Source organism: Caballeronia calidae, assembly GCF_900044055.2.
In the GTDB taxonomy this organism is placed as follows: Bacteria; Pseudomonadota; Gammaproteobacteria; order Burkholderiales; family Burkholderiaceae; genus Caballeronia; species Caballeronia calidae.
Window position 1 is genome coordinate 24,635 of the sequence record NZ_FCOX02000022.1, and the last position, 21,854, is coordinate 46,488.

Here is a 21,854-nt window from a genome sequence, read left to right on the forward strand (position 1 = left end):
CGTGGACATGGAAATTGACCATCAAGTAGTGCGCATCGACATGATGAACTTGAATCGCACCGGCAAGCCGGGATTTCAATCTTCGCGTTCCTTCAAAGCCGCCACTCTTGCGGCCTCGATGAGCGTCTTGCTTGCGGCATGCGGCGGCGGTGGCGGCGGCAGTGATGGCACGGGCAGCGCATCGTCCACCGACGCCGCGCGCAGCGGCAGTGCATCCGCATCCGCATCCGCCGTGTCCGTTACGACGACGGCTCCTGCGTCCGGCAACGGAACCTCGAAGACGACGACGAGCCCCGCCTCTTCCGACACTGGCTCTGTGAGCGTGCCGTCGAACGGTGCGAGCAGCCCGGTCATCGACACCGGCACGATCGCGCCGTCTCAACCCGCGCGGCTCTTCTACGGCGTGAACGGCCACAACAACGAAGGCGGCGCCTACGACATCTCCAGTCCCGCCCTGCAGCTTTCGCAATTGCAGGATCTCGGCGCGAAGCTCTATCGCAATGAGGTGTATAGCGCGGGCACTGCCAACAAGCTCGCAGGCATCGCGCAGACGATGGCAGCGGGCGGCATCACCGTGTATCCGGTGATGCTCATGAACATCAATACCTTCAACGACGAAACCGAAGGCTATAACGCCGGCTTCGCGCTCGGGCAACAGACCGCGACCTCGCGGCGCTATCCGTATTACGAGGTCACGAACGAGATGGAATCGGAGATACTCACCGGCAATGTCGACGGCATCTATCCGGAGCAATACGATCTCGTGAAGTTCAGGATATTGCGCGGCGTGATTCGCGGCATGATCGCGGGCATCAAGTCCGTCGACACCTCGGGCAAGATCATCATGGGCGGCGGCACGTGGCTGCATTACGGCTTCGCGCAGATGCTCGCGGCGGGCATGGAGCCGGACAACAGCATTGGTCATCCGGTCGTCGACTGGGACATCACCGCGTGGCACTGGTACTCGGAGCAGGGCGACATCACGAATGCGTGCGGCGGCACCGGATGTCATAACGTGCTCGCCGCGCTCCACGCGCTCGGCAAGCCGATCTGGATCAACGAATTCGGCGTGCGCCCGAACTACGGCACCGATCAGCAGATCGCGGCGTATATGGTCGGCAACACGATGATGGCGCAGTTCGTCGCGCTCGCATCGACGTATGACATCGAGTCGATTCAGGCTTACGAGCTGTACGACGACGATCCCGTCTACGGCGAAGGCGCGTTCGGGCTTCTGAAGTTCGACGGCCTCACGCCGAAGCCCGCCTACAGCGCGTTCAAGAGTTTCGTCGCGGCGCATCCGATGTAAGCGGCGACGGCGGGTGGATGCTCAGGCGATGTCTTCCTCGATCATCACCCTGCCGTTTTCGATGCGTATCGGAATGCGTCTGAGGCTCGCGCCGAGACAGGGGCCGTCGACGCAAACGCCGTCCTCGAAACGAAACATCGCGCTGTGATGCGCGCACATCAGCAGTCCGCCTCCGTAGGTCCAGAAGGCGTCCGGCTCGTAGTTGAGCGGAATCGAGAAATGCGGGCATACGTTGCGATACGCCCAGGCATCGCGGCCACGACGCAGCACGAGAACGGACGGCGCCGCTTCGAGACCGCCGCCGTCGGGTACGTCATCCAGCGCGCAAATTGCGTTCACGCACGCTCCTTCGCGATCAGCGTGAAATCGCGTGCTACGTCATAGCCGCTTTCCTTCGGCACATACTCGATGATGAGCGAAGGCTTCACGCCGAACACCGCATCGGAGTTCACATAGGGATCGTCCGACGAATACAGCGCGGTCGTCAGCGGCTCATGATCCGGCGCTTCGATGCGAAAGTGGATATGCGCGGGCCGCATCGGATGACGGCCCGTCGCGACGAGCATCTTGCCGACGGGGCCATCGGTGGGGATCGGATAGCTCGTCGGCTTGATCGAATGAAACGCGTATTCGCCGTCCGCGTTCGTACGGAACCGGCCGCGCAGATTGCCTTCCGGCTGCTCCGGGTCCTGTCCTTCGTACATGCCGTTCGGCGCGGTCTGCCAGACTTCGATCAGCGCGCCCGCGACCGGCTTGCCGCTCACATCACGCACGGCGCCATGAAAGAACACCGGCTCGCCTTCGCTTTGCGCGATGTTCGCGCCGAACGCCGACTCCTTCACGCCATCGCGATAGAACGGACCGAGCAGACTGCTTTCGGTCGCGGCTTCATCGTGATGTTGATTGATGTCGTCGAGAACGATCGACAGTCCCAGCGTATCCGACAACAGAATGAACTCCTGCCGGATACCGTCGCATTTCTTGCCGGTCGCGGTGAGGAACTCGATGCCGCGTCGCCATTCGTCGTTCGTGAGATTCACTTCGCGCGCGAAGGCGTGCAGATGCCGCACGAGCGCGGTGACGATTTCCTTCGTGCGCGCATCGGCGCAATGGACGAAGGCTTCGGTGACGTTGTGCGTCAGTGACTCGTTCATGGTCGTCGTCCTTCATAGGCCGCTTCCAGCAACGCACGCAAGGGCGCGCGTTCGACCGGCCGCGGGTTCCAGTACGGGCTCTTCAGCGCGACATCGACGGCGATATCGATATCGCTTTCTTTCATGCCGATGTCCTTCAGCGCGGTCGGCGCGCCGTTCGCGCGCGCGAGCTCGAATGCGCCTTGCGCGGCATCGTCCGAGCCGAGCGCGCGCGCGATGCGCCTCATCGCGTCGGGCGTCGCGTCGCGGTTATAAGCGAGCGCGTGCGGCAGCACGATCGTATGCGTTTCCGCGTGCGGCAGATTGAACGTGCCGCCGAGCGTGTGACACAGCTTGTGATGCAGCGACATGCCGACGCTCCCGAGCACCGCGCCGCACAGCCACGCGCCGTAGAGACAGTCGCTGCGCGCATCGAGATCATCGGGCTTCGCAACCACCTTGCCGATGCCTTGCGAGAGCGCGCGAATGCCCTCTTCCGCCATCAGGCTCACCACGGGATTCGCGTCCTGCGCGTAGAGCCCTTCGGCCGCGTGCGCGATTGCGTTGATGCCGCTCGTCACCGAAAGCGACGCGGGCAGCGATACCGTGAGCTGCGGATCGTAGATGACCGTTTTCGGCAGCACGCGCATGTCGCGGCCCGTCTTCTTCAGTCCCGCTTCGGTGAGACCGTAGATGGGCGTCATCTCCGAGCCGGCATAGGTGGTCGGCACGGCGAGTATCGGCAGCGACGATGTCAACGCGATCGCCTTGCCGAGTCCTGTCGTCGATCCGCCGCCGATGGCGATCGCGCAGTCCGCGCCGATGCGCTGCGCATATTCGCGTGCCTCGCGCGCCGTCTCGACGGGCACATGCATCACCGCCTTGGCGAACACGCCCGCCGCGCGACAACCGATGCGTTCGGCGAGCGCTTCGGCCTGATCGCGCTGCGGCGGGGTCGAAAGAATGAGCGCGCGCTGCGCGCCCAGAAGCTCGATCTCGCGTTCGAGATGTTCGATGCTTCCCGCGCCGAACACTACGCGCGAAGGCATGCCCTGATAGATGAACGATTGCATGATTCCCGATGCGCTCAGCGCGGATAGTAAGGCGGAATATTGGCGTCGACATTCACCCACACCGACTTGGCCTGAGTATATTCGCGCATCACTTCGAAGCCCATCTCGCGTCCGTAGCCGCTCGCGCCAACGCCGCCGAAGGGCGATCCCGGGCTCACGCGCTTGTAGCAGTTGATCCACACCATGCCGCTCTTCAGTTGCCGCGCGAAGCGATGCGCGCGTTGCAGATCGCGCGTCCACAGACCCGCGCCGAGGCCGTATTCCGTGCCGTTGGCGATGGCGAGCGCTTCTTCGTCCGATCCGAACGTGCTGACCGTGACGAACGGGCCGAACACTTCTTCCTGCGCGACGCGATCCGTCGGCTTCGCCTGTACGATGGTCGGCTCGACATAGCAGCCGTTCGCGAGCGCCGATGCATCCGGCGCCTTGCCGCCCGCGAGCACGCGTCCGCCCTGCTCGCGCGCGACATCGACATACGAGAGCACGCGGTCGCGATGCATCTGCGATGTGAGCGGCCCCATCTCCGTCGACGGATCGAGCGGATCGCCGATGCGGATCGAGCGCGCGAGCGATGTGAAGCGCTCGAGCAAATCATCGGCGATCGACTCGTGCACGATGAGACGCGATGCCGCGATGCACGCCTGCCCCTGGTTATGAAAGATGCCGAACGCGGAGCCTTGCACGACGGCATCGAGATTGGCGTCGCCGAACACGACGTTCGCGCCCTTGCCGCCGAGTTCGAGCTGCACTTTCTTCAGATTGCCGCTCGATGCCTGCACGATCTTGCGGCCGACCGCCGTCGATCCGGTGAACGCGACCTTGCCGATCTCGGGATGCTCCGCGATGTATTGGCCCGCAACGTGCCCCAAACCCGGCAGCACATTCACGACGCCCGCGGGAAAGCCGACTTCGGCCATCAGTTCGGCGATGGCGAGGCTCGACAAGGGCGTCAGTTCAGCAGGCTTCATCACGACGCAATTGCCCGCCGCGAGCGCGGGCGCCATCTTCCAGCTCGTGAACATCAGCGGAAAATTCCACGGCACCACCTGCCCGACGATGCCCACCGGCTCGCGCGTCAGATAGTTGAGAAAGCCCGCTTCGACGGGAATCACCGAGCCTTCGAACTTGTCCGCCATGCCGCCGAAGTAGCGGAACGTCGCGGCCGTGCGCGGCACGTCGAGATTGCGCGTATCGCGGATCGGGTGGCCCGTGTCGAGCGACTCGAGACGCGCGAGTGCATCGGCGTTGGCTTCGATCGCATCGGCGAGCTTCAGCAACAGACGTCCGCGATCTGCCGCCGCCATCGCGCTCCACGCCGGGAACGCCTTTTTCGCGGCCTGAACCGCGCGGTCGATGTCCTCGCGGCCAGCCATCGAGACTTGCGCGATCACGCTGTTATCGTGCGGATTCAGGGTCGCGAGCGTTTCGCCGGAAAGGGCAGGCACGAAGCGGCCATCGATGAAGAGTTGCGTTTGCATGTCTTGCTCGTGTCGAGAATTGAAGACGAAGCCTTCCCCGCGGCGCCTTATTCAAGGCGCCGTCGTGAAGCGGAAGAACGTAGGGGATTTAAAGCGCGACCGGATACGGCGGCAGCTCGCCGCTTTCGTAGCGCTTGGGCAGATCGGGCGTCGCGTTCTCCCAGACCAGCAGCATCGAGCGCTTCTGCGAATAACCCTTGTGGCGAATGTCGGCGGGCATCGCGGCGATATCGCCCGCATTCATCGTGATGCGCGCGCGTGGCTCGCCCGTATCTTTATCGGCGACATCCCAGATGATCTGATCCGACAGTTGCAGGAACCATTCGACGCGGTCATTGCCATGAAATACCGGCAGCACGAACTCCTCGGTCGTCGGACAGAAGAGGCTTTGCTTGCAGACGGACGTCACCGACGGATTCCACGTCACATCCGAGCGCGACAGATACTTGAAGAGGCTGAACGCATGCAGTTGCCCTTCGAAGCCCGGCTCGGCGTGAATCTCCGGCTCGTCCTGCGACACATCCGCGAACTGGCGATTCACCGGGAAGTCGTCGCGCAGGGGCGAATCGCCTTCGAGGCCGGGCATGCGCTTCGTCGCGATGCGCGTGCGGTCGATCGCCGCGATGTTGTCGCCGTGCTTCGCGCCGAACGCCGAACCGGTCTCTTCGGGCGCGGCGAACGGATCGAAGCCTTCGTTGACCCAGTCCTTCAGGATCGCCTTGAAGGTCGCCATGATGACCGGCGTCTCGAACTGCTGCGTGTAATCGACGCCCGCCTCGCGGAAGCTCGCGTTATAGGCGCCGGCGTACATGTCGACCTTGCCGTAGTGATTGCGCGTGCCGATCACTTCGTCGAAGTTGACCCAGCCGTAGAAGAAGCCCCACGCGACATCGCGCATCATCGCGCGCAGGAAGTCATCGGCGTGCATTTGGTGCGAGCGCGTCTGTCCTTGCGCGGGCCACTTCACCGTGACGAAGTAGGCGTCGCGGCTGAATTCGAAATCGCCCAGTTTGAAGGTGCGGTAGCCGGTATTGGCATCGGGGTCGGTGGCGACGACGCTTTGCAGGAAAGCCGTTTGATCCATGATGTTGTGCTCCGAAAGTTGACGGTTACTGAATGCAGATATCGGCCCACTTCTCGACCGATTGCGCGCCGAGAATCGTCTGCACGAGCAACACGCCGGTCTTTCTCGCTTCGAAGCGATAGGCCGCGCCTGCGGGCAGCAATGCCTGATGACCGCGACGCAAACGCACGAAGCCCATCTTCTGGCCCGAGGGTTCGCCTTCGAGCTTCACCGTGCCTTCGATGTTTTCGCTGACGAGCGCGCCATCGGACGGCTTGATGAAGTGCACGTCGATTTCGCCATCGAGCGCGATCACGAATTCATCGTGCGATGCGCTGAACCACGGCGACACGCCTTCCGCCCGCAGCGTTTCGATCACGTATTTGAGGTTCTTGCCCACGACCACTTTTTCATACGGTGCGGCATGGCTCGCCACTTCGAACACGTTGGACATCACGTAATGCGAAGCCTTGCCCTTGATGATTTCTATCGAGCCTTTGCGATAGTCGTCGAGGCTGCCGAGAACGGTCTGTTGCATGTCTGTCTCCATGTCTTCGTCGATCTTTCGCGGCGAATGTCAGTGCCGCGCTGGAATCAAGATTAGGGCTGCGGAGCGCGCGAGGCAATGAATCGAGGTTCGTGTTTGCCGAACGATGTGTGCTCGATCGCCGCCCTAGGGAAACTACTTACTGTTGTGCGTGCTTGTCCGCCAGCCACGGATAGCGCCGCGTGTCCGCGCCTTCGTAGTCGGGATCGAGATAGATGAAGCAACGCTGAATCCTGAAGTCGCGGATTTCGAACACATCGGTCCATCGGCCCGCATGCGTGACGCCCGCGCGCCAGTCGACGCCGCTCTTCGTCGTGCCGTAGCTCGTGCCTTCGACGACCACCGTATCGCCCTGCTGGATCACGTTCAGATACGCGAGGTCATGCTTGAACTTCGCGACGATCGAGCCCAGGTCTGCGAAGAGCTGTTCGAAGGCCGCGCGGCCCGTCGCGATGCCCCACTTCGGGAAATAGACTTCGGCGTTGTCGTCGAACAGATCGAAGAAGGGTGCGCCGCGATCGAGCCTGCGCAGATATTCGAGCGCGATGGTCTTGCGCTGTTCGTCGGTCATGGTGATGGGGTTCATGCTCTCGTCTCCTGATGTTGAGTTCAATGCAGCGTGCGCAGATAAGCGATGATCTTTTGACGCCGCGCTTCATCGCCTTCGAAGTAGGTCATCGCGTTGCCGGGCGCGACGGATTGCGTATCGGTAAGCCAGGCATCGAGCAGCTTTTCGTCCCACACCTTGCCCGCTGCCGCCCCCTTCATGCCCGCCGAATACTTGAAGCCCGATTCGGACGCCAGCGGCCTGCCGACGATTCCGAAGAGGTTCGGCCCTTGTCCGTTCGGTTCGCCCTTGCCGAAGGTGTGACACACAGCGCAGTTGTTGGTCGTGAGCTTCTTGCCTAGCGCGACGGGATCTTGTTGTGCGTGCGCCGTGGCGCTGACGAATGCGAGCACAACGAATACCTTGGCCATCCGAATCATGATTGACCTCCATTGGCGGATTGCGCGGCGCGATAAGCAAACGCGATGATCGGTCCGAGCGTGCCGCCGCCCGCCCAGTAAGCCCGCGCCGACGCCGACGCGACGCAATTTCCGACACCGTACAAGCCTTTGATCGGCTCGCCGCGCGTATTGAGCACCTGTGCGTGCGAGTTGGTTTTCGGGCCGCCCTTGGTATCGAGATTTCCGGCAACGATGAGCGCCGCGTAGTACGGCCCTTTCGCCGAGAGCGGATACATCGTCTCGTTCTTCTGATCCGTCTTCTTCGATACGGGCCCGTTGAACAGCTTCTCGACGATGCGCTCGCCGCGATGAAAGTCCTGATCGACGCCCGTCTTCGCGAAGCCGTTGAAGCGTTTGATGCTCGCATCCAAGTTACGTACGAAGTCGCCGGAGAGATCGGCGCTGCCGAGCGCGCTCCTGTACTGCGCCATGCGTTCGCGAATGGCGCCCGCAAGTTCGGCAAGCGTATTGCCGCGCAGCACGTGCCGGTCGTTCGATCCCTTGGGCACGATGAAGCTGCCGTAGTCGTCGCTCGCGCAATGGTCCTGCGCCTGCTGGTCCCAGATCGCAATCAGCGCGAGATTCGGATACTCGCCCTTCGCGCCGTCCCATTCGGAGAACGTCGCGCAGACTTCGTTGTAGGCGAGCTTCTCGTTGACGACGCGCTTGCCGTACTTGTTCACGTAGATCATCGAATCGCCCGTCGGCGTGAAGATGCCGGAGAGCGAGCCATCTTTCGCGATCGCCTTGTCGAGCGAAATCGGCGCCATCCACGAGTAGTTCATGTTGCGCAACTGCACGTCGAGCGCGCTCGATATACGCACGAAATCGCCTTCGTTGGTCGGCGCCGCGCATCCGCCGTACACCGCGCCGTGCAGGAAGTTCTTGCGCAACTCGGGGTCGTGCGTGAAGCCGCCCGTCGCGAAGATCACCGCCTTTTTCGCGCGCACGCGAAAGAGCGTGTCCTCTTCCGTCAGCGATTCGACGCCGATCACCGCGCCCGCTTCATCGACGAGCACCTTCTGCACGCGATAACCCGTCTTGATGTCGATGCCGTCGCGCCGTGCCGCCGCGCTCATCGTACGGATCGCGACACGCCCGCCATCGGACATGCTCGGCAGGCCATCTTTCGGAAACAGCACGCGGCCGCGCGGCGCCTTGTCTTCGGGCAGCTCGGCCCAGTAATCCGGCACCGTCGCCTCATGCCGATACGGCAGCGCGCCCTTGCTCGCGAGCAGCTCCGCCGCCGGTGATGCGCTGTCGTAGATCGCCTCGCACATGTCGTATTCCCAGTCGGACAGGCCGAGCTTGGGCAGCGATGGATCGTATTGCTCGGGCCGCGAAAGACGCGCGACATAGCGCATGTAATCGGGCTTCGGATCGGCCATGCCCGCGCGGCGCATCGGCTCGTTATTCGGCACCCAGTACCAGAACGCGGCCTTCGCCGCCGTGCCGCCGACACTGCCCGCCTTCTCCAGTATCACGACGCGGTTGCCGAGCCAGCGCGAAAAGAGCGCGGCGGGCAAGCCGCCGCCACCGCCGCCGCACACGACGATGTCGTATTCGGCATCGAACCTGATCTCGCTCGCGGCGCGCGCGGTGAGCGACACCGCGCCGAACGCGGCGGCGGCCGTTCCCGCGCCCGCGGCCTTGATGAAGTTGCGCCGTGACGCGGCGGGTGGTCTTTGCATATCGTTCATGTTCGTCTCCTTGAGATTCATCGCCGATCACCAGTAGTGCCACGCCTGCACGAGGATTCCGTTCGTGAGCGTCGTGTTGCGGCCCGAGACCGAGTGCTGGTACTGGATGGAAAGCTGGTCGTACATCTTCTGGTGCAGGAACGGCAGGCTGTTCGGCTTGAACTGGAACAACACGCCGATACCCACGGTCGTTTCGCGGCTCGCGCTGTTCGCGACGGGCATCGCGGCGGTCTGGTCGAACGTGCCGCCGCTCGTCTGATAGTCGAGACCGACGAAGGGAATCGCGAACGGGCTGTCGAGCGGCGAGATGCTGTAGCCGACGCGCAGGTTCAGATGGAAGGTGTTGCCCGGGCTCAGATCGTCGTGGCCGGAGCGCAGCGTGCGTCCGCGAACGATGCCGCCCATGAGCAGATCGACGTTAAGGTGGCCGTACCAGTCGTCATAGAAGACCGACGGCCAGAACGACCACGTATTCGTCGATACCGCGTCCTGCCCGATCGGCACCTGCACGTAGGCCTGAAAACCGAGCGTCGTCGCGGGCGCGGGGTTGTACCAGACGAGCCCGCCGACGAGCGGATCACCAATGCCGCTCGCCGCGAATTGCGAGCCTTGCGTGCGGATCGCGGGCAGCGTGATGCTCGCGTTGAAGCCCATTTGCGGCAGCGACGGCACTTTCCAGTAGTGGATGAACGTCGAAAGTCCGACGAAGGTATTCGTGCCCGGTCCCGCGACCTGATTGCCCTGCGAATCGAACGCGCGGCTGTCGTGATTCCATTCGAGGTTCTGACCGAAGGAATCGTAGGTGCCTTCGAAGTCGCTGCTGAACTGCCAGGTTTGCGGGCGGTCCGTCGCGAAGGGAATGCCCGAGGCGAGCGCGTCGGCGGCCGGCGACATCGTGCAGGTTGCGCCGAGCATGGCGAGCGCCCATGCGTGACGTCTTCGTATCGTTGGTCTCGGGTGCCGCGTTTGCATCGTCGTCTCCGGTCGTTCGTGTCGTATGAGCGAACGTTACGAAGGCGCGACGCGCCGGTCTTTCAGGTTTCGCGGATTACAGATTCCGGACGAACCGCGAACGAATGCCGCAATACCGATACGGGTTAACACCAGGGCGCAAAGCGCGCACGCGGCGTTCGCGAACGGCGACCCATCGCGCGTGCAGGGGCTTCGCGGGCACATCTATACTCGCGTGAACAGCGGCGTCCATCGGCAAGCCGCGATGAAAACGGAGACACGACCATGAGCGCCCCTGCCGTGACCGCCCGCATCGATCGCTTCAGCGCGGTCGCGGGCGTGCCGGGACTCGAATACTGCATCTCGGGCCCGCGCCCTTATTCGCTTGAGTTGAGCAATTCGTCGGACATGATCTGCCTTCTGCTCGGCACGATCGTCTCCGACACGCGCTACGACGACGGCCCCGCCGCGCCCTTCACCTTTCGCGCGGAAACGGCCGCCTATCATCCGCGCGGCGAAAGCATGCGCATCGACGCGCACGACGTGCGGCACGGCTTTATCGCGTTTCGTTATGCGGATGCCTTCGTGAATCGCATCGGCGAGCGCAGCGCGGAGCCGTTGCGCCGCGCGGGCAGCCGCAGCAATCTCGGCGCCGACTCGATCCGGCATCTCGTGCGCTATGCGCGACAGAAGGCGCACGCTGACACGCGCCAGATCGATCCGTGGGAATTGCAATGCGTCGCCACGCTCGCGTGGATCGAAACCACGCGGCATCTCGAACGCGCCGCGCGCGAGCGCAAGTCCGCGCTCACCGATGCCGGTTTCGCGATGCTCGAAGCGTATGTCGCCGATAACATCGACCAGAATCTTTCCTGCGCCGATATCGCGACCGAGCTCGACTTGCCCGTGCGCGTCGTCTTCGACGGCGTGAAGGCGCGCACCGGTCATTCGCTCTATCGCTATGTGCTGGAAAAGCGCATCGACGCCGCCGCGCGGATGCTGCGCTCAGGTCACGCGCCGCTCGTCGATGTCGCCGCCGCGTGCGGGTTTTCATCGCAGCAGCATATGACGGCGCTCTTTTCCGGGCGGCTCGGCACGACGCCGCTGCGCTACCGCAAGAGCGCAGCGTAGCGACGGGAAACAGGAGACAGCATGGATCTCTTCATGTCGATGGAAGCCTTCGTTCGCGCAGCGGAAGCGCAAAGCTTCGCGAGCGCGGCGCGGCAGCTCGGCGTGGCGAAATCGGTCGTCACGTCGCGCGTGAAGCAGCTCGAGGAGCATTTCGGCGTCGCGCTGTTTCATCGTTCGACGCGCGCGGTGCGTCTCTCCGAAGTCGGCGAATCCTACTATCGCGATTGCCTGCTGCTCGTCTCGAAGGTGCGCGAGTTGTCGGGCCGTGCGAGCGCGGAAACGCAATCGCTGTCGGGCACGCTCAATGTCCACGTGCTCCCGGGCTTCGCGCTCGGTCACTTCTCGCAGGCGCTGATCGCGTTTCGCGAGGCCCATCCGCGCATCGAGTTCGTCGTCACCGTGAACGATCGCGTGATCGATCCCGTGCAGGAAGGCTTCGATCTCGCGTTGCAAATCTATCCGCCCGCGTCGAATCTGCTCGTCGAGCGCAAGCTCTTTCCGGTGCGCGGCGTGCTGTGCGCGACACCCGCGTATCTGAAGGACGAGCCGGCCATCGAGACACCGCTCGATCTGCTGCGCCATGATTTCGCGCGTTACGCGCACTATCCGTGGGGCGACAACTGGCCGCTCATGAAAGGCAACGAGTGTTATGAAATCGCGCTCAACCCCGTGTTGAAGACGAACAGCGTGCACCTGCTGCTCGAATTCGCGCGCGCGGGCGCGGGCGTCGTCTATCTGCCGACGATGGTCGCCGCGAGCGATCTGCTCGAACGACGCCTCGTGCGCGTGCTGCCCGAATACGCGGCGCCGCCGCTGTGGCTGTCGGCGGTGTATCCGACTTCGCATCGATCGACGAGCAAGGTGAAAGCGTTCGTCGATTTTCTGCGCGAGCGCTATCTGCGCGAGCCGCAGTGGGACAAAGCGCTCGGCATTTCGCCGCCCGACGACGAAGAGCGCAATGTCGACGAAGAACTCGGCGACGCGTGAAGCGCATCAAAGAATGTAGAGCCACGCGAGCAAGGTGACGATCGAGAAAAGCGTGGTCATCGAGATGACGGCGCCGACCACGGTCTTCTCGATGTCGTACTCGGACGCGAGCACGTATGCGCTCTTCGCGGTCGGCACGGCGGCGCAGACGACCGCGGCGATGGTCGCGGTGCGGCTCAGCCCCGTCGCGAGACAAAGCGCATAGACGACGAGCGGCACGATCACGAGCTTGATCGCCGCGAGAAGCGCGTAGAGATTCAGGCGTCCGCGCAATTCGCTCAGCGTCAGGTCGAGCCCGATCGCGAAGAGCGCGCACGGCGTGAGCGCTTCGCCGAGTATCGTCAGAAAGGATGCGACCGGCGCCGGCAGCGTCAGGCCGATGACCGACCACAGCAGTCCGCAGATCGTCGCGAGAATGACGGGGTTCGTCGCGATCTGGCGAATCAGCGCCGTCATGTCGATCTTGCGCGACGCATCGTATCGGCTGATTTCCAGCAGCACGACGAGCACGGGAAACATGACCGCGCCGACGAACACCGTTGCCACGGCGGCCGCAAGCACGCCGGGCTTGCCGTACAGCGTCTTCAGAATCGGCAGCGCGACGAAACCGGTGTTGGTCATCGAAACGGCGGCAGCGAGCATCGCGCTCGGGCCGAGTCCTTCATGACGCACGAAGCGCACGGCCAGCAGCATGAGCGCGAAGCAGATGATCGAGCCGCCGCCGAACGCCGCGAGAAAGCCCCATTCGAGCAGCGAGCGCAGCGATTCGTCGGCGATGGTCAGAAACACCAGCGCGGGCATCGCGACGTAGTAAGCGAAGCGCATCAGCGACGGCGCCAGCGCGTGCGGCATGTAGCCCGAGACGCGCGCCACCCATCCGGTCAGGATGATGGCGAAGATCGGAAGGATCATGCCGGCAAGATGCATGGCGGGCTCCGATAATGGAACGCGAAAGGCGCGGGCGCCTGTTTCTGAATGCGTTCCATTATCGGAGAAAAGCGTCGCGCGACGCGCAAATTTGCGCAGTCGCGCGATGGCGGCGTTCAGCGCACGCTCAGCAACATGCGCGCTTCCTCGCTCGACAGCACGCCGCGGCCCTTGCGATTCGCGGCGCTCGCGGCATAGACATCCCTGCGCGCATGCGTGATGCCGAGCGGCGCAAAGCCGTTGCCCGGATTGAACGCGAGCTGGTCGATGCGGGCCTCGTCCTCGCGCGAGGGCGGCGCATCGAGTTCGAGTTCGCCGATCATCACCACGTCCGATTTCCACGCGATCGATGCATCGTTGACCGGCGTCTTTTCTTCATCGACGAAGAATTGCAGGCCGAGTTGCCACTTCACCGGGCCTTGCTCCAGACGATTGAATATGTCCGCGCGCAGATAGTTGTCACCGTGGCGTTCGGCTCTCGTGCCGGGGGACGTCGAAGGATGCGGATGAAGCGAGTACTTGATCGCCGCGCGACCCAGTTGCACGACCGATCCCCAGTAGTTCTCCGTCGTCACGCTTTCGACGTGATGCGCCCTGGTTTCCTTGAAGAGAACTGCCAGGATGCGCGCGGCCTCGACCGGCCCGAGCTTGGCCATCATCATTTCGCGCAAGCCCTGCGCGATGCCGCTCACCGGCCCCTCGGCGAGCAACGCGACGATGATATCCGCGACCGCCATGAACTGGACCGCGTTGCGCGCGTGCGAGCGGCCTCCCTCGTTCGTCATCAGCAGATCGGTTTCGGCGCCTTCTTCCGTGAAGAACTTGATCGCGATGCCGCGCACATCGGCTGCCGTGTCGGCCTGCGGGCACGGCTGTCCATTGGAAATGCGGCACGCGACGCGATACGACATCGGTCCGGCTGCGGCACCGCGCTTTTCGAACGGAGCGAATCGCGCGATGTCGGGAATATCGTCTGCAATGCGAAGCGTTCCGAATGCGCCGAGCAACTGCTTCTGATGTTGCGCGCGATCGACCTGCCCGTTCAGGCCCGTATGATGGCTCGCCGCGAGCTTCGTCTGTTGCGCCCCGATCTCCCTGACGAGCATCGCGAGCGTGGTGGCGTCGTCGAGCTTGTCGGTCCAGCCGGTGCCGTCGCTCGCTGATTGAGTGGAGTTCATGATTAATCTCCGTTCGCGCTTCCTGATGCGCTATTAAAGTCTGATTGCTTTCGTCGAGATGTAAAGCGATTCGTCGATGACCCTCACTCGCGACGCGGGACCGTGCTCGCGAAGTAGTCGTATATCGCGTCGATGCGGCTCTCGATCAACGGAATGCCGCGATAAGCGGGCATGCCCATCGACGGATTGCCGTCGAGCACCGCGGCGATGAAACGCTCGCGGCTCTGCGTGCGCGCAAAGCCGACGATCGACGGCGCGGCGAGTCCGTCGTAATCCTTGCCGTGGCAGCGCGCGCAGTCGGCCACGCGCACCGCGCGCCGCGCATCGGCGAGCGACGCATCGGCGGGGTCGGGCGGCTGCGCATGCGCGGCGAGCGACACAGCGAGCATGCAGGCGCCCAGGCACGAGCGCGATCGACGTATCACGAGAACGTGCTCAGCGCTTGCGGTCGGAGATCCGGCCGACGTACTTCCATCCCTGATCGCGCGTCCATACGTAGGTGAACCCCGTGGGGCCGTCGATGAAAACGGTCATCGGCCGCTCGCCGGCGGACGCTTCCTTCTGCGGTTCCGCCGACGCGGGCGTGATGCGCCCCTCCATGGGTTTGAGCGGTGCATCGCGTTCGTCCATGCGCCAGCCGTCCGTATCGACATAGGTCAGGCGCGACGTTCCGCCCGCGGGCGTCTGAATGTCCAATGTGAGCGATCCGCCGTCGATCGGGCGTGCGTCGGCGCTCTCCGTCGCGCTCGCGGCGAGCGTCGTTTCGCACGCCGCGCCGAACGTCAGAAGGGCGATCGCCAGGAACATTGCGCGCTTCGTTTGATGGGATCTCATTTCGGTACCTCCTTGCTGGCCGCTTGGTGCGGCTGCCCTGATGTGCTCATGCAGAGAAGACGAACGTGACCTCGACGAATGTGAGGCCGAGAGATCCGCGAGCGCCGGCAATATGATTTCGCTACCGAATCAGGAGCGTCGCGCATGTCGCGCGTTGTAGCCTGTTGCCGCAGATGAGTGCTTGTCGTGTGGAGCCACCGCCACGCGTGGCCGAAGGGGCCGTCTTGTGATGAGCGTTACTATCGGCCGAACGGTCGTCGTCGAAAACCACGCATAAGGAGGGGCATCACCCCGCCATCATGGGACTGCGCGATGGCGGGCGATCGACTGGTGGAAGAATGAGACCGATGCCTTCGGCGAAGCGCTGGCGTCGTGCCGACTCACTGACCGCTATATATGTTGCAGCTGAGTCCTGGCGCGCAGAGCTGACTCGTGCCGATCGCGCCGTCACGCGAGGCGCTGCCGGACTTGCTCGTCGACATCGCTCCGCCGTAGCTTGAATCGTTCGTTGTCCCGCCTTGTGCGCTTTGCTGCGCGGCGCCGCCCTGTGGCGGCGACATCTGCGTATCTTGCGCCTGCACGACGGCGCTCATCGCCAACAATCCGGCGGCCGTTGCTGCCAATAGCAGAGTTGCTCTCATCGCATCACCTCTTGAATCAAGTAACCGAATGGAGAACTGCGCGCTCGCGACGGGCCTGCGAGCACGCATGCAAAAATCCAGTTGCCGGCGCGAAGAACGCGCGCCTTCCGGACTTCTGATTGAACGGATATCTGTGGAAGCGTGAAGCCTGTAGGCTTTGTAAGCGCGTAGAGGTAGTACGCTCCACTACGGTATACCGTGGACGCGAAAAGTAAATTCCCGATCGGCGAGCGCCAATGCCTGAGCCCATGACAGACACGTTGCGAACGCGCTTGCTTAAGCAGGCTATGACATCGGGCCTTACACGGAGCTTGTGCGGCAGCACCTTTCCGAGCCGGTCCGGCGGTTTTGCTATATTGGCTTTCCCTCCCGGGAGTTTCTGGCAATGCGTGTCGGCCGACCTGTCAAACCTCTACCCCATCCGAATTGCGATTACTGCAGCGCCCCCGCGTCTCTGACGCGCGCGGGCGACGAAGCCTATCCGTACCGCGACGATCACGGTCCACTGTGGATGTGCGCGAACTGCCAGGCATGGATCGGGATCTTTCCGCGCAGCACGCGCAACGTTCCGCTCGGCCGGCTCGCCGATGCCCGTTTGCGCGATCTGAAAGTGAAGCTGCACGCGGTGCTCGAACCGCTCGTTCAGGCGAAGGTCCGGCGCGACGGTTGCAATGTCTTCGAGGCGCGCTCCAAGGGGATGAAGTGGCTCGCGCAATCGATCGGCGTCGAGCCGGACAAGTGCAGCATCCACACGCTCGACGCGGACCAGTGCGAACGGGCGATCGCGGTTGTCGAACATTTCGAGCAGGAACGCGGGCATCACCCTTCAGATTCGGCGATCGATGAACGTTAACCTGAAAAGGTCAACCATCGATCCTCGCATGTCACGCACAATTCCATTTCAGCGCTCGCCCCAGGCGACGCGCGCGCGGTTCAGCAAGGCGCAACTGCTTCCTATCCCGCGCGCGGTGGCGGACGAACTCGCGCTCGCGGCGCATATGTCGCTGGCCGCGTTGCGTTCGGGCTCGCCAGACATCGCGCCCGCGCAGCACATCACCGAGGCGATGTATCTCGCCAAGTTCCTTGCCGAAGCCGGACACGGCGATTTCTCGCACGACGAGCTGATTCGCGCGGACCGGACGATGAGCGCCGTGTTCGACGCCGGGCGCGCGTCCGGTTCCTGGACACTCGCGGCCGAAGACTTCGACCGGCTCGCGGCGATCGTGTCGCTTTACGATCATCAGTTGCGGCGTGCATCGCTCGGCGCGCTGTCGGTCGCGAGCGAGCGGCTCGAACGATTCAAGGGCGGTGAGGCTTATCAGCCGATGCATGCGCGGAAGTCGGCGCCGGTCTGACGGGGTCGTTGTGGCTTGATGCGTCGGGTAGGATGCTGGACCGGTTTTTTTCTGGATGGATGCCGCCGGTTGCACGTCGATTCCCCGCGTCTTCTTCGCGGGTGATTCGGCCCATCGGTAATGGGCCGATTATTTTTCCCAGCCGACGGGCGTTGTTTGTCGTCCTGCGATTTGAGTGTCGATGATCGATGCCTGACGCACGGGACATGTCTGCTTAGCTGCGCGCCGATCGCGCCTGATATTTCTGGCGCGGCGCATTATGGGTCTTGCTGTCGTCGAGCGACTGCGCCAATGCTTTGTGCCGACGATTATTCGTTGGCTCGATCCTGTGAGGCAGAATTCAAGCGTCTAGCGCTGATACGAGAATCGTATTGTTCGATACATCACAGAAAATGTTCTTTGTCCCGGTTCCGGGATGGCCTACTTGCGGGAAGTTGATCGGCGACTTGAGGGACATTTAAGCATAATTCCGTGAAACAAGTTTGGCTTTCTAATATAAGCCATTGATTATAAACGATTTTATACGAGCTCAAATCGTCCGCGATTGTTTCACGGCCAATCTTCGACGCTTTGATCTGTTCACACTCGATTCGTGGCGGTTCAGCGCTTGTGACGGCCTTGTCGTTGAGCCAGCTTCGCCTAAGTCGTTGGAAGTGTGCGCCCGACCGGCCGGACCCATGGTTCGATTCTGAGGTCAGAACGTTTTGACGTATTTGTCCAACGTGAAGCGGGGCTCGCGGTTCATTGATGTTCTATCCAAGCAGCCCTACCAACGGAGCGCATGAGAGTGCCACTTCGGCGACGCCCGCCCGAGCGCTCGCGGCCGTCGATCGAACAAAGCGGTCGATGATCGAATTCCGGAACCTTCAGACCGATTAAAGGAAATGAGAGGTGGGGCCATTCGGCATACGCGCTTTCTTCGTTCACAGATCACGTAATCCCGCATGCATGACTCCCTAGGATCGCGCTTCACTAACTCTGCGAGTCTTTCGAAAACCTGCACACGCTCAGCTCTGTTCCCAGTGCCATGGCGAAACGGGCCAACGAATCTTTCCGGCCCGTGCGCGTGACGTCGCGTCCTGGACTTCGGGCACCGTGATTTCGCTTCCTCGAGTTCGATGCTCGGTACGGCTGCCTGTGAACTCAGTCGCTCACGTATCCCCTGATACTGCTCGAACGCCCGCGCTCTTGGATGAAATCCATGCTCTCCTCCAAGCGCGTTGATGGTCAACTACTTAGGCGATTCTGAGCGTCGGGACAGGTCTACGCTCATCAACCGTCCGAATCCGGACATCTCGCTTGCGCACTGTCACGCACCGACGGCGAGGTCGTGCGCACTCAATTAATGTGTCCGAATTCGGACAGTTTGCCGCGGAAGAGAGGCAGCGCAGCGGACTGGTCTGAGCTCGAATTCCGACTTTGTGACTATGAATTCGAGCCGAGATCCTGCTCCTCGAAGGTCTCCGAATCCGGACCCCCCGCGTGCGCACTGGTACGCACCGACAGTGAAGTCGTGCCTACTCAACCAACGTTTCCGAATTCGGACAGCTTGCGTTGGAAAGGCGCAGCGCAGCGGGGCGGGTCCGAGTTCGAAGGGCCACGTTGCAATTCAAGCCGATATCGAGCGCCTCGAAGGGGGTCCGAATTCGGACCCCTCGCATGCACACTTGTACGCACCGACGGTGAAGGTCGTGCGAACTCAACCAAAGTGCGCGAATTCGGACAGTTTGCGTTGAAAGCGCGCAGCGCAGCGGGACGGGTCCGAGCTCGAAGAGCCACGTTGCGATACGAATTCGAACCGAGATCTTGCGCCTCGAAGGTGTCCGAATCCGGTCCCATCGCATGCGCACTGGTACGCTCCGACGGTGAAGTCGTGCGTACCTGACCAAAGTGTCCGAATTCGGACAGTTTGCGTTGGAAGGGCCCAGCGCAGCCGGGACGGGTCCGAGTTAGACGACCCACTTTGCGATATGAAACCGAGCCGAGATCGTACGCCTCGAGGGTGTCCGAATTCGGACACCCTCGCCCGCTGCAAGCTGTGCGCGTAGAAGTCTCGCAGCGCGAATGCCGTTGTATGGGCTCGGCACCCGGGCCGGCACGTTGAATTCATGCACCTGAACATGCCAGCTGGTCCCTGTCCTGCGTCCAGTGTCCGAATTCGGACACCGCCCGATATCGGCACACGACCAAGCCATAAAAAAACCCGCCGAAGCGGGTTGTCGTTACGGTGACTCGGACTGAATCGAGAACATCTTCCCTATATGTTCTCGCAGTTGATTCTCCTGCTCCTCGGTCATCACGCCCGCCTTGAACTTGAACGTCAATCCCTTGACGTCCTTGGTGATGCTTCCTGCCTGCACCTTCCCCGCGAAAATCTTCAAAATGCTGCGGCCTCCGGAATCAGTCGCAGACTCGCCGCGACTCGCCTGAGCGCTCAAACTCGCCGCGACTTTGGTCTGCACGAGATCACCCGACAGAACCAGCGGCCATAATTCTTGAAGGGCCTTGAGTCCCTGTTCCCCTGACTTCTTGAGCGCGTTGGCGATATCCTGTGCCGACGACGCTCCCAGCACCGACGGATTCAAATCCAGATCTCGTTTCACAAAATCCGGAAGCGCGTCGTAGGCAAGGAACCGATAAAGGTCGCTACGCGTGATGCCCATCGCTTCCGCGAGACGAGTACGATTCGGAAACTCGGCTTCCGCGCGACGAATAGCAATCGCGATCTCGTAATCGGAGAGATCGTCGCGCGTGACGTTTTCCATCAACGCCAACGCCGCCATATCCTGATCCGTGCATTCGATCACCACCGCGCGAATCGTCGGCTTATTGATGAGCTTGTGCGCGCGCCAGCGACGCTCGCCCGCGACGAGTTGAAACGCGTCTCCGATACGGCGAACCGTCACCGCCTGGAGCAATCCCACTTCACCGATCGATCGCGCCAACTCCGAGAGCTTGCTCTCATTGAATTGGCGACGCGGCTGCCAAGGATTCGGCACAATGTCGTCGACCGAAATTTCGGTCTCGACGCCTCTCGACTCGAGTTCCTGAATTCGAAGCTGCGCCGCTGCTAACGCGCTCGTGATCCCCGGCATGGTCTGCGGGCCGCGGCTCGTCTTGTCCTTCTTGTTCTCGCCTTTGAAATCGGCCGGCTTGGGCAGGTTGGCCGTCTTGGCCATCAGTTGCTCTCTGATGTTATTGCTCATGCCGGCTCCTTCCACGATTTCACGAACATATCATCCAGCCATTTAGCATATTGCATCATGGGTTGTCGCACTCGTTGAAGCGATTTCGCCGTGGAGTGGGTACTAACGACGTCCAGCGCGGTGGAGAAGGAAAGCGCTCCGCCACTCATCACCGAACTCGACGGAATCTCGAACGGATCGAGCCATCGCCCATAAGCGCTCTGCGCCCATTGACGCACGACCGGCGCCGAGGACGTCTTCCCATAATCCACCTTCGACAGCAAGATGGAGATGAAGTCGTATACCTTGTCCTCCTCGTACGGGAGGAAATCTTCTGCCACATCCGAAAACAGCCGCCAGAACGCCAACGAACTAATGAAATCGAGATTCTCAGGAATCATCGGCATGACCAATGCGTCGGCGGCAAGGAGCGCGTTGAGATTCATATAGGACAGCGACGGCGACGTATCGATCAAGATGTAGTCGTATTGCGAACGCAGCGGTTCGAGTCCTTCGCGCAAGACAGCCCAGAACCGATATCCCTGAATTGTCTTCTGGCGAGCGGGCAACAAGAACTCCGCTCCATATAAGAATGTGTGACCAGGGATGATGTCGAGTCCGTCCCAGTACGTAGACTGCACGCTCGCACCCAAGCCACCTTCCACGTTCTGGTCGTAGATATACGGCAGCACCGTGTCGTCGCCGGAAATTTCCTTCTCCGCATAGAGGCCGCACAGCTCCGACGCCGAGGCCTGCGGATCGAGATCGATGAGTAGCACCTTGCGGCCGAGCAGGGTCAGTGCTTGCGCAAGGCAAACGGTCGTCGTGGTCTTCGCCGACCCACCTTTCAACTGAGCGGTCGTCAACACCTTGCCCCGGAACGTGCTCTCCCCGTCGTCCAATCGCGTCTGATAAATATCCGACGCCATCTTCACCCACATCCGAACCTCAGGCAGAGTAAACGTCCGGCTGCGACCGCTGCCGTTCAGCGTACCGGCCGGCAGACCTCCTTCGCCCTTGGTCACCAAATACTGGATTTGCTGCCGCGTCAGATTGCACATCTCGGCCAGTTCGCTGATCGTATAAAACGGCGCGAGCTTGCGCGGGCGAGGAGCAAGGATCTGCTCCCGGAGGTTATCCGAAAAGGGTTCGAGGTTATCCGCAAACTCCGCCACTTCGCGAAGCGTAACCTTCCGGTCTTCCATAGGTAGGGTGCCTACGTTTGCCATTCTGCGCTTTCTCCTTGTATTGACGCTGAAGCGCAGAATACACGAATACGCGTAAACAAGGCTACATTGCGCGGACATTTAACCATCCGATAGACGGCAAGCGCTCATTTCCTTGATTTTGAAGC

Annotated in this window: 23 protein-coding genes; 5 read left to right on the forward strand and 18 right to left on the reverse strand. The window is 62.1% G+C overall.

Annotated elements, in window-relative coordinates; all coding sequences use genetic code 11:
- Nucleotides 1-75: 75 nt before the first annotated feature.
- A complete protein-coding gene (locus AWB78_RS20415) occupies nt 76-354 on the reverse strand; it encodes a hypothetical protein (protein WP_062607518.1) in 279 nt (92 codons plus the stop codon).
- On the opposite strand from AWB78_RS20415, the gene AWB78_RS20420 reads away from it, so the two are divergent.
- Nucleotides 323-1,309 carry a glycoside hydrolase family protein gene (locus AWB78_RS20420; protein ID WP_232477766.1) on the forward strand — a complete coding sequence of 329 codons (987 nt, stop codon included), beginning with the start codon at nt 323-325 and terminating at the stop codon, nt 1,307-1,309. The two genes, AWB78_RS20415 and AWB78_RS20420, sit on opposite strands and share 32 nt — an antisense overlap.
- Before the next feature lie 21 nt (nt 1,310-1,330).
- On the opposite strand, the gene AWB78_RS20425 is transcribed toward AWB78_RS20420, so the two are convergent.
- The 10 genes from AWB78_RS20425 to AWB78_RS20470 form a co-directional block, all read right to left on the reverse strand.
- Nucleotides 1,331-1,648 carry a Rieske (2Fe-2S) protein gene (locus AWB78_RS20425; protein WP_062607519.1) on the reverse strand — a complete coding sequence of 106 codons (318 nt, stop codon included), beginning with the start codon at nt 1,646-1,648 and terminating at the stop codon, nt 1,331-1,333.
- Entirely contained in the window at nt 1,645-2,463 is an 819-nt protein-coding gene (locus AWB78_RS20430) for an intradiol ring-cleavage dioxygenase (protein WP_062607521.1), read from the reverse strand. Before AWB78_RS20430 ends, AWB78_RS20425 begins: the two co-directional genes overlap by 4 nt.
- A complete protein-coding gene (locus tag AWB78_RS20435; RefSeq protein ID WP_062607523.1) occupies nt 2,460-3,515 on the reverse strand; it encodes a maleylacetate reductase in 1,056 nt (351 codons plus the stop codon). The genes AWB78_RS20430 and AWB78_RS20435 overlap by 4 nt, the downstream gene beginning before the upstream one ends.
- Before the next feature lie 14 nt (nt 3,516-3,529).
- Complete coding sequence (locus AWB78_RS20440; RefSeq protein ID WP_062607524.1) at nt 3,530-4,993, reverse strand: aldehyde dehydrogenase family protein; 1,464 nt, start codon at nt 4,991-4,993, stop codon at nt 3,530-3,532.
- Nucleotides 4,994-5,081: 88 nt separating this feature from the next.
- Nucleotides 5,082-6,077 (reverse strand): hypothetical protein, encoded by a 996-nt coding sequence (locus AWB78_RS20445; RefSeq protein ID WP_062607526.1) that lies wholly within the window; start codon nt 6,075-6,077, stop codon nt 5,082-5,084.
- Between the two features lie 25 nt (nt 6,078-6,102).
- Nucleotides 6,103-6,594: a cupin domain-containing protein gene (locus AWB78_RS20450; protein WP_062607528.1), complete on the reverse strand. Its 492-nt coding sequence runs from the start codon at nt 6,592-6,594 to the stop codon at nt 6,103-6,105.
- Between the two features lie 148 nt (nt 6,595-6,742).
- On the reverse strand, nt 6,743-7,189 hold the full coding sequence (locus tag AWB78_RS20455) for a nuclear transport factor 2 family protein (protein ID WP_062607529.1): 447 nt from the start codon (nt 7,187-7,189) through the stop codon (nt 6,743-6,745).
- 23 nt (nt 7,190-7,212) lie between these two features.
- The gene (locus AWB78_RS20460) at nt 7,213-7,590 is read right to left on the reverse strand and encodes a c-type cytochrome (RefSeq protein WP_062607531.1); all 378 of its coding nucleotides are present in this window, start codon (nt 7,588-7,590) and stop codon (nt 7,213-7,215) included.
- Nucleotides 7,587-9,311 (reverse strand): FAD-dependent oxidoreductase, encoded by a 1,725-nt coding sequence (locus tag AWB78_RS20465; RefSeq protein WP_062607664.1) that lies wholly within the window; start codon nt 9,309-9,311, stop codon nt 7,587-7,589. Before AWB78_RS20465 ends, AWB78_RS20460 begins: the two co-directional genes overlap by 4 nt.
- Nucleotides 9,312-9,338: 27 nt before the next feature.
- Complete coding sequence (locus tag AWB78_RS20470; protein WP_232477767.1) at nt 9,339-10,283, reverse strand: transporter; 945 nt, start codon at nt 10,281-10,283, stop codon at nt 9,339-9,341.
- Between the two features lie 264 nt (nt 10,284-10,547).
- Here AWB78_RS20470 and AWB78_RS20475 point away from each other — a divergent pair, with 264 nt between their 5' ends.
- Together AWB78_RS20475 and AWB78_RS20480 are read left to right on the forward strand one after the other, a co-directional pair.
- Nucleotides 10,548-11,393: a helix-turn-helix domain-containing protein gene (locus tag AWB78_RS20475; RefSeq protein WP_062607535.1), complete on the forward strand. Its 846-nt coding sequence runs from the start codon at nt 10,548-10,550 to the stop codon at nt 11,391-11,393.
- 21 nt (nt 11,394-11,414) lie between these two features.
- Complete coding sequence (locus AWB78_RS20480; RefSeq protein ID WP_062607537.1) at nt 11,415-12,380, forward strand: LysR family transcriptional regulator; 966 nt, start codon at nt 11,415-11,417, stop codon at nt 12,378-12,380.
- Nucleotides 12,381-12,386: 6 nt separating this feature from the next.
- On the opposite strand, the gene AWB78_RS20485 is transcribed toward AWB78_RS20480, so the two are convergent.
- The 5 genes from AWB78_RS20485 to AWB78_RS20505 form a co-directional block, all read right to left on the reverse strand.
- Nucleotides 12,387-13,307, reverse strand: coding sequence for an AEC family transporter (locus tag AWB78_RS20485; RefSeq protein ID WP_062607539.1), 921 nt, complete (start codon nt 13,305-13,307; stop codon nt 12,387-12,389).
- Nucleotides 13,308-13,423: 116 nt separating this feature from the next.
- Nucleotides 13,424-14,485: a catalase gene (locus tag AWB78_RS20490; protein ID WP_062607542.1), complete on the reverse strand. Its 1,062-nt coding sequence runs from the start codon at nt 14,483-14,485 to the stop codon at nt 13,424-13,426.
- 83 nt (nt 14,486-14,568) lie between these two features.
- Nucleotides 14,569-14,874, reverse strand: a complete 306-nt coding sequence (locus AWB78_RS20495) for a c-type cytochrome (protein ID WP_074173489.1) — start codon at nt 14,872-14,874, stop codon at nt 14,569-14,571.
- A gap of 46 nt (nt 14,875-14,920) precedes the next feature.
- Nucleotides 14,921-15,319, reverse strand: a complete 399-nt coding sequence (locus AWB78_RS20500; protein ID WP_062607544.1) for a hypothetical protein — start codon at nt 15,317-15,319, stop codon at nt 14,921-14,923.
- Nucleotides 15,320-15,699: 380 nt separating this feature from the next.
- Nucleotides 15,700-15,960, reverse strand: a complete 261-nt coding sequence (locus AWB78_RS20505) for a hypothetical protein (protein WP_074173494.1) — start codon at nt 15,958-15,960, stop codon at nt 15,700-15,702.
- Between the two features lie 385 nt (nt 15,961-16,345).
- Here AWB78_RS20505 and AWB78_RS20510 point away from each other — a divergent pair, with 385 nt between their 5' ends.
- Together AWB78_RS20510 and AWB78_RS20515 are read left to right on the forward strand one after the other, a co-directional pair.
- A complete protein-coding gene (locus AWB78_RS20510; RefSeq protein ID WP_062607548.1) occupies nt 16,346-16,813 on the forward strand; it encodes a zinc-finger-containing protein in 468 nt (155 codons plus the stop codon).
- 28 nt (nt 16,814-16,841) lie between these two features.
- The gene (locus tag AWB78_RS20515; protein WP_062607550.1) at nt 16,842-17,315 is read left to right on the forward strand and encodes a hypothetical protein; all 474 of its coding nucleotides are present in this window, start codon (nt 16,842-16,844) and stop codon (nt 17,313-17,315) included.
- A gap of 2,222 nt (nt 17,316-19,537) precedes the next feature.
- On the opposite strand, the gene AWB78_RS20520 is transcribed toward AWB78_RS20515, so the two are convergent.
- A complete protein-coding gene (locus AWB78_RS20520; protein ID WP_062607552.1) occupies nt 19,538-20,521 on the reverse strand; it encodes a ParB/RepB/Spo0J family partition protein in 984 nt (327 codons plus the stop codon).
- A complete protein-coding gene (locus tag AWB78_RS20525; protein WP_062607554.1) occupies nt 20,518-21,729 on the reverse strand; it encodes a ParA family protein in 1,212 nt (403 codons plus the stop codon). Before AWB78_RS20525 ends, AWB78_RS20520 begins: the two co-directional genes overlap by 4 nt.
- Nucleotides 21,730-21,854 lie beyond the last annotated feature (125 nt).